The organism is Halomarina rubra (assembly GCF_023699475.1).
GTDB classification, from domain to species: Archaea; Halobacteriota; Halobacteria; order Halobacteriales; family Haloarculaceae; genus Halomarina; species Halomarina rubra.
Genome location: NZ_JALXFV010000008.1, coordinates 643951 through 659207 on the forward strand (window position 1 = coordinate 643951; position 15257 = coordinate 659207).

The window sequence follows — 15257 nt, forward strand, 5'->3', positions numbered from 1 at the left end:
GCCCGACTACTCGTCGGTCGGTTCGGCGCGCGTCGCCGCGTCCGCCGGGTCGTTCTGTGGGCTGCTCGGGTGGTAGTCGGTGTCGTACTCGCCCGGGCGGTCGTCAAGTCGGTCGGGGTTGACGCGCCCCGCCAGGAGCATGAAGTCGAGGATGGTGCAGTGGAGCATCGCCTCGACGACGGGAACCGCACGCGGCGGGAGGACGGGGTCGTGGCGGCCGACGACCTGGATACGCTTCTCCTCGCGGGTCTCCCAGTCCACCGTGGTCTGCTCTTTCGGGATGGAGGTGGGCGCGTGCCACGTCACCTCGCCGTAGATGGGTTCGCCAGTCGTGATACCGCCCTGGATGCCACCGTGGTCGTTTCCGACCGGGACGGGGTCGCCCTCTTCACTGAACTCCCAGTCCTCGTTCCGGTCGATGCCGGCCACCTCACGGGCCGCTCGGCCGAGACCGAACTCGAAGGCGGTCGTCGCCGGAATCGCCATCATCAACTGCCCCAGACGGGCCGGGAACGAGTCGAAGCGCGGTGCGCCGAGTCCGCGAGGGACGCCGCGCGTCTCGAAGTATATCGAACCGCCGATGGAGTCACCCTCCTGTTGGTACTGGTCGATACGCTCGCGCATCTCCTCGGCGGTCTCGGGGTGGGCACACCGAACCGGGTTCTCCTCGGTGTGTTCGACCATCTCCTCGAAGCTGACGTCGGGGGCGACGATGTCGTCTATCTGATTGACGTGCGCCTTCACCTCGACGCCCAACCGCTCGTTGATCTTCTTCGCGATGGCACCCGCCGCGACCCAGTTGACCGTCTCGCGGGCGCTGGAGCGTCCGCCGCCGCCCCAGTTGCGCGTCCCGAACTTCGCGGAGTAGGTGAAGTCGCCGTGGCTCGGTCGCGGGGCGGTGACGAACGGTTCGTACTTTCCCGAGCGGGCGTCCTTGTTCTGGACGACCATCCCGACCGGCGTGCCCGTCGTGTAGCCGTCCTGGACGCCGGAGTTGATGACGACCGCGTCGGGTTCGCCGCGACTCGTGGTGATCATCGACTGCCCCGGTTTCCGTCGGTCGAGTTCGCGCTGGACGTCCTCCTCGGTGAGTTCGAGACCCGCCGGGACGCCCGAGACGGTGACGCCCATCGCCGGCCCGTGGCTCTCACCGTAGGTGGTGACCCGGAACAGTCGGCCGAACTGGTTGCCGTTCATGGCCCAGATGGGGTGCGTGCCCATTTCAAGCGAACGGAAGCCGCAACGGTCGGCGGTCCGCCGCGTCACCCGTTCGCACGTCACCTACCGAACTCTTCAGGCACGACGGTGATGCCACGGACGCGAGTGGCCTACTACACTGATGCGGACGAAATCGTTGACATCTGAAGGTATCGTTGGGTCGCACGGTGGTCGCTCGTGGTAGAGCAGGTCCTCGGGACGTGCTCGTCGTGCGGGCAGGTGTACTCGGTCAGGAAACACGGCGACGCGCTGGTCGTCCCGACCAGTGACGGGAACTGCCGGTGTGGCAACGAGTCGTTCCGGGAGGTCACCGCCGCCTCGCTCGCCGGGTGAGTCGGTCGGTAGTTCGGTCGACGGATGGACGGCCGTCGGCCGTCGGTCCCCCGGCGGTCCAGTAACCGACGGGAGACGGCCCTCCACAACAGTTTTCGGCTGCGGGGCGGTGGCCCTCGCATGGACGAGTCCCCCGAAATCTCCGTCGACCACCGCCCGCCCGACGAGGTGTTCGCCGTCCTCGGCAACGAGACGCGTGTCGACATCCTCCGGGCGTTCGTCGACGCCGACGGCCCGCTGACGTTCTCGGAACTGCGCGAGGCCGTCGGGATGCGCGACTCGGGACAGTTCAACTACCACCTCGGGAAACTCGTCGGGACGTTCGTCCGCGAGAGCGAGGACGGTGAGGGGTACCGACCGACCCTCGCCGGTCTGCAGGTCGTCGGCGCGCTCGTCGCTGGCACCTACACCGCCGACGCGACGGTCGCACCCATCGACATCGACGACCCCTGCCCGAACTGCGGGGGCCGGCCGCTCGTCGTCACGTTCCAGGACGACCACGTCGACATGGTCTGTTCGACCTGCGAGGAGTTCCACAACTACTACTCGTTCCCACCGGGCACCATCGACCAGTACACCCGCGACGAACTCCCCGAGACGTTCGACCGGTGGCTCTGGACGCTGTTCCAGCGCATCACCGCGGGGTTCTGTGCGAACTGTGCGGGACGGCTGACGGGGCGACTCGACCCCGACCCGGACCCGGCGCGCGTCGAGTGGTCCTGTGACCGTTGTGGCGACCTCGCGACGGCGTCGGTGTCGACACCGGTGCTCTACCACCCGGCGACACAGGGGTTCTTCCACGACCACGGTGTCGACACGATGACGACGCCCTCGTGGCGACTCGCCTCCGCCCGTGACCTCGACGTCGAGGCCACACCCGAGGGTGCGACCGTTCGGCTCACCCTCGACGGCGAGACGCTGACCGGCCACGTCGACGCCACGGGGACGGTCACGGGCGTCGACCGCTCGACCCGCTGAGAACTGCCGAGACCTACCTCGACGGTGCTCTTCACCACGCGGCTTGGAGGGTCGCCAACAGGTCGTCCTCGTCCGGGTCGAACTCCTCGGGGGCGTTCTCCATGAACCCGTCCGCCGAGACGCGACGGGCGACCGCGGGGAGCGCCTCGCGGTCGACCTCGTCCAACTCGCGCAGTCCGGCCGGGAGGCCCAGTCCGTCCCTGACCGCCGCGACGGTCTCGACGATCGCTCCGGCGCGGTCGTCGGCGTCTTCGACCCCGAGCGCCTCCGCGAGCAGGTCGCGACGGCCGTCGACGGACTCGAACAGCAGTTCCAGCGCAGGCGGGGCCATCACTGCGTGCGCGACGCCCTGCTGGACGCCCTCGCCGCGGAGGCCGTGGCCGAACGCGTGGATCACCGAGAGCAACCCGCCGCCGGTCGTCGCTCGGGGGTACTGGACGAGGACGATGCCGGCGACCACTCGCTCCATCACCGACTCGTCGCCGGGGTCGATTACCTCGGGGAGCGCTTCCGTGAGCAGTCTGAGGCCACGAATCGCTGGCGCGTCGGTCAGCGGCGAGGCGTGGCGAGCGTACAGCGCCTCCAGTCCCTTGTCGAAGCCGTTCATCGCCGACCCGACGAGCGCGCCGGTCGGCGTCGTCTCGAACAGCGCGGGGTCGTACAGTAGCGCGTCGGGCATCAGGTCGGGAGCAGAGTAGCCCCCCGAGAGCGTCTCGTCGCCGTCGTAGAACGTCACCGACCCACCGGTCGAGAGGTCCGCGCCAGCGAGCGTGGTGGGGACGGCGACGAGCGTCGGGAGGTCGTCGTCCGGCACCGGCAGCGTCCCGTTCTCCGCGACGTACGCCCGGAGTTCGTCGTAATCCTGGCCCGTGACGCTGACCGCGCGCATCGCTCGTGCCACGTCGATGGACGACCCCCCACCGACGGCGACGAGGGCGTCCGCGTCGTGGTCGGCCATCGCGGCGACGCCTTCCGTCACCGCCCGAGCGTCCTTGTCGGGGGTCGTCCCGTCGAACACGCCTGCGAGGCGGTCGCCGAGGCCGGACTCGACGGGGGCCATCGTCTCGCGGTTCGCCCCGACGTTCGAGCCACAGACGACCAGCGCGCGCTCGCCACCGTCCGAGGCGGTCGTCTCGCTGTCGGCGAGGAGGTCCGCGAGGTCGTCGGTCCGTCCGCGACCGAACGCGATGCGGCCGGCGACGTTCTCGTAGTCGAAGGCGTCGAGATGGTCCATGCCGGGACCGACGGTCGGTCCCTGGTTAACCGTTCACCCGTTCGACTGTGGGGGTGGTCACTCGCGGAGGTCGCTCACACGTGCTGTCGCGAACGGGACGAGCATCTCGTCGGGGTGTCCGCCGCCGTGCATGCCGACGAGCGAGAGTTCGTCGTGGTGGTCGTCGTACCAGACTCCGCGGTCGCGCGGAACGACGAGCAGGTCGGGCAGGCGACGTTCGAACACCTCCGAGTTCCGCCGGTTGCCGAACACGCGCTCGTCGAGCTGTCGCTCGCGGTCGAACGTCGCGCAGTCGAGTTGCGCGGTGAGCGACGAGCGGAGGGCCTCAACGTGACCGTCACGAACACGGAACTGGAGCTGTCGGGGGCTCCCTACCGCGGGAATCGGCCTGCCCGCCTCGTCGCGTTCGAGGTGCGACTCGACGTCGTCCAGAGTTCCGATGGCGACGTTCTCCTCCGGAGTCGTGTCGAGGTGACCGTGGTCGGCGGTGACGACGAGCAGCGTCCGCTCGGCGACGGCGGGGGAGAGTGCGTCGACCAAGTTACGGCGCAGCGACTCGGTGACCGCGCGCAGTTGCTCGCGATAGTGGTCGCTCTCGGTCCCAGCAGAGTGGGCCGCGGCGTCGACCTGCGGGAAGTAACCGTAGGCGTAGGTAGGCGTCGACGACGCTTCGAGCCGTTCTCGGAGCGTCTCGGAGACAGAAGCGATGTCGGCCGTCCCCGACACCGTCGCCCCGTGCAGAGCGACGTCGCCGTGTGCCCCCTCGGCGATGGTCTCCGGAACGACGACCTGCACGTCGACACCGGCGTCGGCCGCCCGGTCGTACGCAGTCTGGCCGTCGGCGACGAGCCACGAGGAGTCCGTACCGGGACAGACCTCCCGGAGAGGTGTGCCCTCGTAGTCCGTGAACGGGAGCATCTGTACGACGGTTTCGGTGGCTTCGTGGTACTGGAACCAGCCGAGGATGCCGTGCTCACACGGTAGGCGTCCTGTCTGCATCGTCGTGATAGCGGCAGCCGTTTCGGAGGGAAACACCGACGTCAGCGGCGTGACCCTCCCGCGGTCTGTGAGTGCCGAGAGGAGAGGGACCGTCTCGTAGTCGCGACGCCACTGCTCGTAGCCGTAGCCGTCGACGAGCGCGACCACGACGTGTTGAACGTCGGTGTCGACGCCGCCGAACACGTCTTCGGGGAGCGGCCGCCGGGCGTCGGCACCTAACACGTCGAGTACGGTGTCGGGGACGTTCCCGAAACAGTATCGCTCGTAGTCGGGCCGGACCACCCCCGGCGCTAGTTCGTCCTCGCGGAGGTCGGCGGCGAGGTCGGTGCGGAGCATACCGTAACCGATTGACCGCCACCGAAAATCGCTACTGGTCGTGCGGGTCGACCTGTCACACCCAAAACGTGCGTCGTGAGTGTGGGTTCGTCCGCTCACTCGACGCGCGTCAGGTCGGCACCGAGGTCGTCGAGCACGTCGAAGAACGTCGGGAACGAGACGTCGACGTGTTCGGCCCCCTGCACGGTCGTCTCGCCGTCGGCGACGAGTCCGGCGACCGCGAGCGACATGACGATGCGGTGGTCGTGGTAGCCGTCGACGGTCGCCCCTTGGAGGGCCGAGTCGCCGCCGTGGACGGTCAACGAGTCGCGCTCCTCGGTCGTCTCGACGCCCATCTTCCCGAGTTCGGTCGCCATCGCGCTCACCCGGTCGGTCTCCTTGAACCGGACGTGCTCGGCGTCCGTGATGTGGGTGTCACCGTCGGCGACCGCCCCGAGCGTCGCGATGGTGGGCAGGAGGTCCGGCGTGTCGGCGACGCTCACCTCGACCCCCGAGAGCGTCGAGCGCGAGACCTCGATGACCCCTGCCTCGCGGTCCCACTCGACGTCGCCGCCCATCCGCTCGAGGACGTCCACGATGGCGGTGTCGCCCTGAGCGCTCGGCACCGCGCCCTCGATTCGCAGGCCGTCGGGGGCGGCGAGCGCCCCCATCGCCAGCAGGTAGGAGAGAGAGGAGAAGTCCCCGGGGACGGTGTACGGCTCCTCGCGGCGGTACGACTGGCCGCCCGCCACCTCGAAGCCGTCGTCGGTCTCCTGCGTGTCGACGCCGAAGTCCGCGAGCAACTCGCGGGTGATGTCGACGTACGGCGCGCTCTTCAGTTCGGTCTCCAGGTCGACGCGGATTCCCTCGTCGGTGACCGCTCCGGCCATCAACAGCGCGGTGATGTACTGGGAGGAGACGTCGCCCGGAATCGAGACCGTCCCGCCGCCGAGCGCACCGCCGACGACGAGCGGTGCCTGTCCGTTTCCGCGAGTCGACTCGGCGCGACCCCCCAGGTCCGTGATGGCGTCCAGCAGCGGTCCCTGCGGACGCGAGCGCAGCGAACCGTCGCCCGTGAGGACCGTCAGGCCGTCGCCGAGCGCCGCCGTCGCGGTCGTGAGACGCATCGTCGTCCCGCTGTTGGCGCAGTCGACGACGTCGTCGGGCGTGTCGGGACGACCGTCGAACCCCGTGACGTGGTAGGCGTCGCCGTCCTCGCGCTCGGTGACCGTCCCCCCGTACGCCTCGACGGCGCGCATCGTCGCACGGGTGTCGGCGCTGACGAGCGGTCGGTCGACCGTCGCCTCGTCGGCGTAGCCGGCCGCGAGGACGGCGCGGTGGGTGTAGCTCTTCGAGGGCGGGGCACGAGCGGTGCCGGAGAGAAGCGACGGCGAGAGTCGAACGTCCATGCGACGGCGTGGCGCGGACCTCGCAAGAGGGTTCCGGAGCGTGCAGGGATTGCGGTCGTCGCGGGGCAGACGAACGGTGAATCGAAGACGGGGCCGGCGTCGTGCCGACTCAGAACCGGAGGTTGGTCATCACGTAGATAATGCCGAGCATCACGCCCGCCTCGAACAGGCCGATGGCGAGGTTCAGCTTCTCGATGCGGGCGAGCACCGAGGAGTCCGGCGACGCCGACTGGGCCTCGTAGTACGCCTTGAGGTGCAGTCGGTTCGGGACGACCAACCCGAACAGCCACAGACCCAACCGGCGGCGAGCGCGACGGTCACCCACCAGTCGACGGGCGCGAGCGGGTTCGCGAGGTCGAACATCCCCATCGTGTCGGCCAGGAGCGTCCCCGAGAGCACCGCCGTGAGGCTGATGCCCGTCATGAAGAACACGACCTTCGGCGTGAACGCCGCCGAGAACTGCTTGGCCGCCGGCGGGTCCAGCGACCCGATGGCCGGCCCCAGCACCGCCGGGAAGAAGACGGCCACCGAGAACCACAGCGCGCCCGTCGCCACGTGGACGTAGAACAACCCCCGCCACTCCCCGTTCGTCGCCATCGCGTACGTCGCGGCGAGAATCGCCAACGGCACGGCGACGACGCCGACGGCGAACGCCGGGTTCGCTGCGCTGGCGAGCGTCTGCATCCGAGCCGAGAACCCTGTTCCGGTGGAAGTTGCCATCTCGACTGGCAGTACCGGCAGCAGGAAATAACTATTCGGTGATAATATCGGCGTAGCGACGCTGTACGCAACGATTCGAAGTCAAAAACCACCGAGGGAAACGACTTTGTGATGCGCTGACGCACCACGCTCCATCGTGGACACCGACGCGCTCTCGACCGACGACCTCCGCATCGCGATGGACGACGACGGACTGGTCGTTCGTGCGACCATCGACCGCCCCGACCAACGAAACGCCATGAACGAGGCCGTCATCGGCGGTCTCGTCGACGCCCTCGACGCCGCGGACGACGCCGACGCCCGCGTGTTCGTGATTCGCGGGGCGGGCGGAACGTTCTGCTCGGGAGGCGACCTCGCGGCCATGCCCATCGGAGAGGGTGCACAGGCCTACCGGGAGAACTTCTCGGGGCTCGCTCGGCTGCTGAAGCGGATGGAGTCGGCGTCCGTCGTCACCGTCGCGGCCGTCGAGGGCTACTGTCTCGCGGGAGGGTGTGGTCTCGCCGCCGCCTGCGAGTTCGTCGTCGCCGACCCGGGCGCGGAGTTCGGGACGCCAGAGGTTCGCGTCGGCCTGTTCCCCGCTCAGGCGATGGCTCCTATCACCCGCGCCGTCGGCGAGAAACAGGCGCTCAAACTCATGTTCACCGGCGAACGCATCGACGCCGCCGAGGCGAGGGAGGTGGGCCTCGTCACCACCGTCGCCGAGGAGGGAGCGTTCGACGAGACGCTCGACGACACCGTCGCCGCCGTCGCGAAGAACAGTCCCGTCATGCTCTCGATGGGCAAGGAGGCGTACTACGCCCAGCGCGACATGGGCTACGGTGAGGCGCTCGACTACCTCAAGGAGGTCATCGCGCTGCTCGCGCTCTCGGAGGACACCGAGGAGGGCATCGACGCGTTCCTCACCGACCGCGAACCGGAGTGGCGGGGGCGATAGCGATGTTCGACACCCAGGAGTCGGTGAAGGGGAACGACCCAGACAAGGCGGTCGTCTCGGCGGCGCTGACCGGCGCGCTCACGACGCGCGACCAGTGTGAGGACATCCCCTACACGCCCGAGGAGATCGCCGAGGACGCCGCGGCCGCCCGCGAGGCCGGCGCGAGCGTCGCCCACATCCACGCCCGGACGCCCGAGGGGAGTCCGACGTTCGAGACCGAGGCCTACCGGGAGATTCACGACGCGGTCCGCGAGCGAACGGACATCGTCGTCAACTTCTCGACGGGTGCGATAGACGTCCCCGTTGAGAAGCGCGTCGCGTACATCGAGGAGACGGCCCCGGAGATGGCCGCACTCAACATGGGGTCGATGAACTACGCGAAGTACTCCGACTCCCGCGAGGAGTTCGTCTTCGACATGGTGTTCGAGAACTCCTTCTCGGAGATCCGCGAGTTCGTCACCGCGATGGCCGACGCCGGCGTCAAACCCGAGTTGGAGTGCTTCGACACGGGACACGTCGGGAACGCCCGCCCGCTCGTGAAACACGGCGACCTCGACGAACCGCTCCAGTTCAGCCTCGTCATGGGCGTCCTCGGGGGCATCCCGGCGAGCGTCGAGAACCTCGCTCACCAGGTCCGACAGTTGCCAGAGACCGCGACGTGGCAGGTCATCGGCATCTCGCGGGACCAGTGGCCGCTGTGTGCGGCGGCGCTGTCGATGGGTGGGAACGTCCGGGTCGGTCTGGAGGACAACTTCTACCTCCCGAACGGCGAGATGGCGACCAACGCGGAACTGGTCGAACAGGCCGCCCGGATGGTCCGGGACGTGGGGCGGGAACCGGCGACGCCCGACGAGGCACGCGAGATTCTGAGCCTCGACTGAGACGGGCATCCCACTCGCCTCTTTTTCTCCTCGGATGTGGTAGGTCGACTCATGCGCGTCCAGTTCTCCTCGAAGGCGTTCGACTACCAGACGCTCCGGGCGCTAGCGTACGCTCCGTTCGGCGGTTCGGAGGCCGGTGAGGTGCTCACGACCGTCGAGCGCGTCCCCGACGGCGACACCGAGGCGTGGTACGAGGAGTGGCACCGGACGGCGGCGCTGGTCGACGGGGCCGCCGCGACCGCACTGGACAGCGGGCGCGAGCGGACCGCCGGCCACGCCCTCCTCCGGGCGCACACCTACTACCGGACCGCCGAGTTCTTCCTCGCGGCCGACGACGAGCGCCGTCCGTCGACGTACGACCGAAGCCGCGAGGCGTTCCGGGCGGGCCTCGACGCGCTCGGCGTCGCCTCCGACCGCCTCTCGATACCGTACGAGGGGACCACCATCCCGGGCTACCTGTTCGTCCCCGACGACCGCGAGGGACCGCGGCCCACCGTCGTCTGTGTCGGCGGCTTCGACTCGCTGGCCGAAGAGCTGTACTTCCTCTGTGGCGTCCCCGAGGCGCTGGCCAGGGGCTACGCCGTCGTCCTCTTCGAGGGTCCGGGTCAGGGTGCGCCGCTGCGCGAGCAGGGGTTGACCGCCCGTCCCGACTGGGAGCACGTCGTCGGCCCGGTGTTCGACGCGCTCGAAGACGAGGCGGCGGTCGACGACGACCGCCTCGCACTCGTCGGCGTCAGCTTCGGCGGCTACTACGCCCCACGAGCGGCGGCGTTCGACGACCGCGTCGCCGCCTGCGTCGCGTTCGACCACATGCACGACCTGTGGCGCGCGTCGGCGGCCGACGCACCCCGACTCGCGACGGCGATGCTGTACGCCCCCGACGCGTTCGTCAACGGCCTCGCACGGCTCGGTCAGCGGGTCAGCGCCGACTCGCGCTGGCTGATGGAGAACTCGCGGTGGGTGTTCGGCGTCGAGACGGCCGCCGACCTCCAGCGGACGCTCCGGGAGTACTCGCTGGCCGACGACGCGCGACGCATCGACTGCCCGACGCTCGTGTTGGCGGGCGAGGACGACCACTTCGTCCCGGTCGAACTGGCCGACGAGTTCGTGGACCTCGTCGGGGAGTCGGCCTCACGGCACGTCTTCCGGACGGAGGAGGGCGCGGGCGAACACTGTCAGGTCGGCAACCTCACGCTGGCGACCGACACCATCTACGACTGGCTGGACGAGACGCTGGTGCGTCCCGGGAGTGGAACCGACGAGGAGGGTCGGCGGGAACGAGCCGTCTGATTACGATTCGTCGACGGTCGGGTCGTGCTCGCGGAACCAGTTTTCCAGCTCTCGAAGCCGATGGATGGCGCGCTCGGGCGCGCCGACGTTGTGGTGCTCGTTCTGGTAGACGACGAGCTTCGCGTCGACGCCCTGCTTGCGGACGCTGACGTACAGTTGTTCGGCCTGGGTCGGGGGACAGCGCCAGTCGTGCTCGCCGGCGGTGACGAGCATCGGGGTGTCGACCTCGTCGACGCGGCTGATGGAGGAGATGTCGCGGTAGGTCTCCTCGTTCTCCCACGGGACGCCGAACTCGTCGTCGTGCCAGAGGTGGTTGTCGTCGGTGCCGTAGTTCGAGTAGAAGTCGTAGATGCCGTGTTCGGGCGCGATGGCCGCGAACGGGTTGTCACGGACGGCGACGTGCGCGCTCGTGATGCCGCCGTAGGAGAACCCCGTACAGAACAGGCGGTCGGGGTCGGCCCACCCCAGGTCGACGAGGTGCTCGACGCCGCTAATTACGTCGTCTGATTCGAGGTCGCCGCGCGAGCCTCGGAGCGACTCTGCGAACGCGCGACCGTACGACGTCGACCCGCGGTAGTTGACACAGAGGACGACGTAGCCCTGGTTCGCGAAGTAGCTGCGCTTGAACTGCCACCCTGGCGTGTCGCAGGCCATCGGGCCGCCGTGAATCTGGACGACGACGGGGTGTTCGACGGGGCTGTCCGGGTCGAGCGTCGGCGGGACGAACGCGAGCGCCTCGATGGCCTCGCCGTCGCCGTTCTCCACCGTGAGCCGTTCGACGCTCGGCTGGTCGTACGCGGCGAGGAAGTCGGCGTTCAGGTCGGTCAGCCGACGTTCTTCCTCCAGCGCGTCGAGCGCGCACACGTCGAGGCCGTCACTCGCCCCCGAGACGATGGCGACCGCGGTGTCGCTGTCGGGAACCGCGTCGAGCGTGTCGACGGTGCGGTCGTCGCCGAGCGTCGCGAACGCGCGCTCGACGCCGCTCCCGTCGGCGTCGATGCGAACCGGCCGAAATCGTGCTTCGTCCTGGGCGAGCGCCGTGACGGTCTCGTCGTCGCTCCAGGACAGCCCCGCCATGGGGACGACCGAGCGGTCGAACCCCTCGGTGGCGACGTGGGTCGCTCCCGAGTCGAGGTCGGCGACGTGGACGTCCTGTGGCTTGTACCAGTTCATCGGTGGGTTCCGGGCACCGTAGGCCAGTTGCTCGCCGTCCGGACTCCACGTCGGGACCGCGGCGTAGTGCTCGCCGTCGGTGACGCGGTTCAGGTCGGTGCCGTCGGGGGCGACGGTGTAGACGTCGACGACTGCGGAGTCGTCGGGGTGGTCGGTCCGGTTGGTGACGAACGCGATGCGGTCTGTCGGCCCCCACGACGGATGGAGGCCGCCGACGGGTTCGAACGTGCCCGCACCGTACGCCTCGTCGAGCCGTTCGGTCTCGCGGCTCTCGACGTCGACGACGAACAGGTACGTCGTCACGTCGTCCAGCCAGCCCGCCCCGTCTCGCTTGTGCTGGAGACGGGTCACCTCGATGGGGCCGTCGTCGCGCACCTGGTCGAGGTACTCCCGTTCGTCGTCCGTGGGGTCGCGCGCCGAGACGACGATGCGCTCGCCGTCGGGTCCCCAGTCGAACTCGCGGACGCCCTCGTCGAACTGCGTCACCTGTCGGGCGTCGCCACCGAGCGCGAGGTCGAACGTCCAGACCTGCGGCTTCGGGCCGTCGTCGTCCGCACCGCCCGAGGGAGCCGCCTCCTTTTCTTCAGGGTCGGTGTCGTCGCCCCCGTCGTCTTCGGGACCCACTCGGAGCGCGCTGTCGCGCTCGCGTGCGGCGACGAACCCCAGTCGTTCGCCGTCGGGACTCCACGTCGGCTGGCTCGCGGTGGAAGCGCGCGTCAGGCGGTGGGGCGGTCGCGACCCGTCGGTCGGGACGACGAACAGCGAACTGCGCGAGCGGTCGTCGGCCTCGTCGTTCTCCTGGGCGACGAAGGCACACCGCTCGCCGTCGGGCGAGAGCGCGACCTGCCGCGGGAGTGTGAGGTCGTAGAGGGCCTCCAGGTCCATCTCCTGCATGACACGATTCGTGGGTGGGGGCGTGTTATGCGTACTGGTACCGAGGGGAACATCCGGTCGTGGTGACAGCGACGGAACCCGAGCGATTCAAGCGTTCGGGGCCGTCACTGTGGGCAATGACGCAGCCGTCGTTCGTCATCGGCATCGCGGGGGGCACGGGGGCCGGCAAGACCGCCGTGGCACGCGAGGTGAAGGAGGCCGTCGGGGAGGCCGTCACGCGAATCCCGCTGGACAACTACTACCGGGACCTCTCGCACCTCCCGATGGCCGAACGCGAGGAGGTCAACTACGACCACCCCTCGGCGTTCGAGTGGGACCTGCTGGCCGACCACGTCGCCGCGTTGATGCGCGGGGAGACCATCGAGATGCCCCAGTACGACTTCTCGGCGCACAACCGCGACCCCGAGCGAGTGACCGTCGAACCGTCGACGGTCATCGTCGTCGAGGGCATCCTCTCGCTGTACGAGGCCGACCTGCGCGAACTGATGGACCTCTGTGTCTACGTCCAGACGGACGCCGACGTGCGCATCCTCCGGCGCATCCAGCGTGACGTCATCGAACGCGGCCGCGAACTGGAGGGCGTGATGGACCAGTACCTCGGGACGGTGAAACCGATGCACGAGCAGTTCATCGAACCGACGAAGAAACACGCCGACATCATCATCCCCGAAGGCCTCAACCGCTCTGCGGTGGACCTGCTCATCAAGAAGATTCACGCCGAGATGCGCGAACACGACGGCGCGCTGGCGGACTGACTCCGTCCCTTCTCTCGATACCCTACCGCCGTCCCCGTTCGACGGAACGGGAGAATATCGACGCCACCGCTCTCGCCCGGTCAGTCGGCCATCCGCTCGACGGCGGCGACGAACCGGTAGAGCAGGTAGACGACGTACAGCGCGACACCGGCCCAGAAGAGTTGGTAGAGCATGCCGAACCAGACGGCGATGCCGGGGCCACGGAAACTGAACACGGTCACGAGGAGCGAGAGGCCGAGGAATCCGAGGATAGCCAGTGGGAGGTACTGTAGCCACGGCGGACCGCGTTCGTACAACTGGAGAGGAGTGTACGGCGACATACAGTTCAGATTTGGCGTCCGAACGATAACCGTTCCGGCCAGCGGACAGTGCCGGCCGGGGACATCTCCACTCAGAACAGAACGGTGCCGTGGTGGCGGTCACGTTCAGTCCGTCGTTTGTTCCGAAACGCACGGAGGCGAGCGGCGAGTTGGTCGCGCAGGTCGCCCGCCGGGAGGAGTTCGTCGACCTGCATCGTCGCGGCCTGCGCGCGGACGTCGACGAACTTCTGGAACTCCGCCTTCGCGCTCTCGACGAACTGTTCTCGGGCTTCGCCGTCCATCTCCGCCAACTGGCCGCCGAACAGTGCGTGGACGGCGGCGTCCGGCCCCATCACCGAAATCTCGGCGGAGGGGAGCGCGAGCGTCGCGTCGGGACCGAACGACGGCCCACACATCGCGTAGATGCCCGCGCCGTACGCCTTCCGGGTGATGACGCAGAACTTCGGCACCTGGGCGTTCGAGGTGGCGTAGATGAACTTCCGACCGCGCTGGAGGATGCCGTCGCGTTCGACGGCGGAGCCGACCATGAACCCCGGCGTGTCACAGAGGTAAATCAGGGGAATGCCGTAGGCGTCGCAGATCCAGACGAACTCCGCGCCCTTCTCGGCGCTGTCGGGGAAGATGGCTCCCGAGACGTGGTTGGGTTGGTTGGCGACGATTCCGACCGGCCGGCCCTCGATGCGAGCGTACCCCGTCACGAGTTCCGGCGCGAAGCGGGGTTTGAGTTCGAACCACGAGTCGCGGTCGACGAGGCGGTCGATGACCTCGTGGACGTCGTACGCCCTGTTCGGCTCCTCCGGGATGACCGCGTCCAGCCCCTTCGGGTTCGCGGCGGGCGGTTTCGGGGTGCGAGTCGGGAGGTCGGCGTCGAACGTCTGGGGGAGGTACCCCAGCAGGTCACGGACGGCGGTGGCGGCGGCGTCCTCGTCGGGGACCACGAGGTCGGCGCTCCCCGACTGGGTGGCGTGGACGTCGGGGCCGCCCAACTGCTGCATCGTCACCGCCTCGCCGGTCATCGCCTCGACGATACGCGGGGAGGCGATAGCCATCCCCGAAATCTCCTCGACCATCACGAGGTAGTCACAGAACACGGGCGTGTAGGCGCTCCCGGCGATGTCGGGGCCGTAGAGGACGCCGATCTGGGGCACCTGCCCGGAGTGGATACACTGGTTGTAGAACATCCGCCCGCCACGGTAGCGGTCCATGTGCGACCCGCCCTTCTCGCGCTCATCGGCGTCGAGACGCGCACCCGTCGAGTCGATGAGTCGGAGGATGGGTGCGCCCGCCTCGACGGCGCGTTCGGCGAGGCGAATCTCCTTCTCGACGCCCATCTGTCCGAGCGAGCCAGCCTTGACGGTGTAGTCGTTGGCCGCGAAGAACACCTCGCGGTCGTGGATGTGTCCGACCCCGGTCAGGAGACCGTCGGCGGGGAACTCCAGTTGGTCGGCGTCGCCCGAGTCGAACCTGGCGAACGTGCCGTCCTCGTAGGTCACCTCGTCGAAGATGCGGTCGATGCGCTCGCGGACGAACAGTTTGCCGAGGGCGTCTATCTTCTCGTGACCGCGCTCGGGACCACCCGAGAGCACGCGCTCGATGTCCGTGCGCAGGCGGTCCTCGCGGTCGGTGACGACGTGGTCGCCGTCGTCCCACGACTCGTCGCCCGCCGCGGCGACTGGGCCGTCGTCCGCGACGAGTTCGACCGGTCGACCGAGGTGTTCGGCGAGTGCCGTCGCGATGACCCTGGCGGTCTCCTCGTCGGTGTCGCCCCGGACCGTTATCTCCATGTCGACCACCCCAGCGCTCC

General features: G+C 68.8%; 14 protein-coding genes. 6 read left to right on the forward strand and 8 right to left on the reverse strand.

Annotated elements, in window-relative coordinates; translation table 11 throughout:
- Positions 1-6 precede the first annotated feature (6 nt).
- Positions 7-1197, reverse strand: coding sequence for a chorismate synthase (gene aroC, locus M1L36_RS18340; protein ID WP_250875186.1), 1191 nt, complete (start codon positions 1195-1197; stop codon positions 7-9).
- Positions 1198-1395: 198 nt separating this feature from the next.
- Here aroC and M1L36_RS18345 point away from each other — a divergent pair, with 198 nt between their 5' ends.
- Together M1L36_RS18345 and M1L36_RS18350 are read left to right on the forward strand one after the other, a co-directional pair.
- A complete protein-coding gene (locus M1L36_RS18345) occupies positions 1396-1551 on the forward strand; it encodes a hypothetical protein (RefSeq protein WP_250875187.1) in 156 nt (51 codons plus the stop codon).
- Positions 1552-1671: 120 nt separating this feature from the next.
- Positions 1672-2529, forward strand: coding sequence for a winged helix-turn-helix domain-containing protein (locus M1L36_RS18350; protein ID WP_250875188.1), 858 nt, complete (start codon positions 1672-1674; stop codon positions 2527-2529).
- Positions 2530-2560: 31 nt separating this feature from the next.
- On the opposite strand, the gene M1L36_RS18355 is transcribed toward M1L36_RS18350, so the two are convergent.
- The 4 genes from M1L36_RS18355 to M1L36_RS18370 all read right to left on the reverse strand — a co-directional run bounded on the left by M1L36_RS18355 (position 2561) and on the right by M1L36_RS18370 (position 7206).
- Positions 2561-3763, reverse strand: a complete 1203-nt coding sequence (locus tag M1L36_RS18355; protein ID WP_250875189.1) for an iron-containing alcohol dehydrogenase family protein — start codon at positions 3761-3763, stop codon at positions 2561-2563.
- Between the two features lie 57 nt (positions 3764-3820).
- Entirely contained in the window at positions 3821-5098 is a 1278-nt protein-coding gene (locus M1L36_RS18360) for an alkaline phosphatase family protein (RefSeq protein ID WP_250875190.1), read from the reverse strand.
- A 95-nt stretch (positions 5099-5193) separates the two neighbouring features.
- Entirely contained in the window at positions 5194-6486 is a 1293-nt protein-coding gene (gene aroA / locus M1L36_RS18365) for a 3-phosphoshikimate 1-carboxyvinyltransferase (RefSeq protein ID WP_250875191.1), read from the reverse strand.
- A 183-nt stretch (positions 6487-6669) separates the two neighbouring features.
- Positions 6670-7206: a hypothetical protein gene (locus M1L36_RS18370; RefSeq protein ID WP_250875192.1), complete on the reverse strand. Its 537-nt coding sequence runs from the start codon at positions 7204-7206 to the stop codon at positions 6670-6672.
- Between the two features lie 136 nt (positions 7207-7342).
- On the opposite strand from M1L36_RS18370, the gene M1L36_RS18375 reads away from it, so the two are divergent.
- Genes M1L36_RS18375 through M1L36_RS18385 form a run of 3 tightly spaced genes read left to right on the forward strand, consistent with a single transcriptional unit; the run spans position 7343 to position 10311 of the window.
- A complete protein-coding gene (locus tag M1L36_RS18375; protein WP_250875193.1) occupies positions 7343-8140 on the forward strand; it encodes an enoyl-CoA hydratase/isomerase family protein in 798 nt (265 codons plus the stop codon).
- A gap of 2 nt (positions 8141-8142) precedes the next feature.
- Entirely contained in the window at positions 8143-9021 is an 879-nt protein-coding gene (locus M1L36_RS18380; protein ID WP_250875194.1) for a beta-keto acid cleavage family enzyme, read from the forward strand.
- A gap of 51 nt (positions 9022-9072) precedes the next feature.
- Entirely contained in the window at positions 9073-10311 is a 1239-nt protein-coding gene (locus M1L36_RS18385) for an alpha/beta hydrolase family protein (RefSeq protein WP_250875195.1), read from the forward strand.
- Here M1L36_RS18385 and M1L36_RS18390 read toward each other — a convergent pair whose 3' ends face one another.
- Positions 10312-12378 (reverse strand): S9 family peptidase, encoded by a 2067-nt coding sequence (locus M1L36_RS18390; protein ID WP_250875196.1) that lies wholly within the window; start codon positions 12376-12378, stop codon positions 10312-10314.
- A gap of 116 nt (positions 12379-12494) precedes the next feature.
- On the opposite strand from M1L36_RS18390, the gene udk reads away from it, so the two are divergent.
- The gene (gene udk, locus M1L36_RS18395) at positions 12495-13133 is read left to right on the forward strand and encodes a uridine kinase (protein WP_250875197.1); all 639 of its coding nucleotides are present in this window, start codon (positions 12495-12497) and stop codon (positions 13131-13133) included.
- Between the two features lie 80 nt (positions 13134-13213).
- On the opposite strand, the gene M1L36_RS18400 is transcribed toward udk, so the two are convergent.
- On the reverse strand, positions 13214-13453 hold the full coding sequence (locus tag M1L36_RS18400; RefSeq protein WP_250875198.1) for a hypothetical protein: 240 nt from the start codon (positions 13451-13453) through the stop codon (positions 13214-13216).
- A gap of 71 nt (positions 13454-13524) precedes the next feature.
- Positions 13525-15237, reverse strand: a complete 1713-nt coding sequence (locus tag M1L36_RS18405; protein ID WP_250875590.1) for an acyl-CoA carboxylase subunit beta — start codon at positions 15235-15237, stop codon at positions 13525-13527.
- Positions 15238-15257 lie beyond the last annotated feature (20 nt).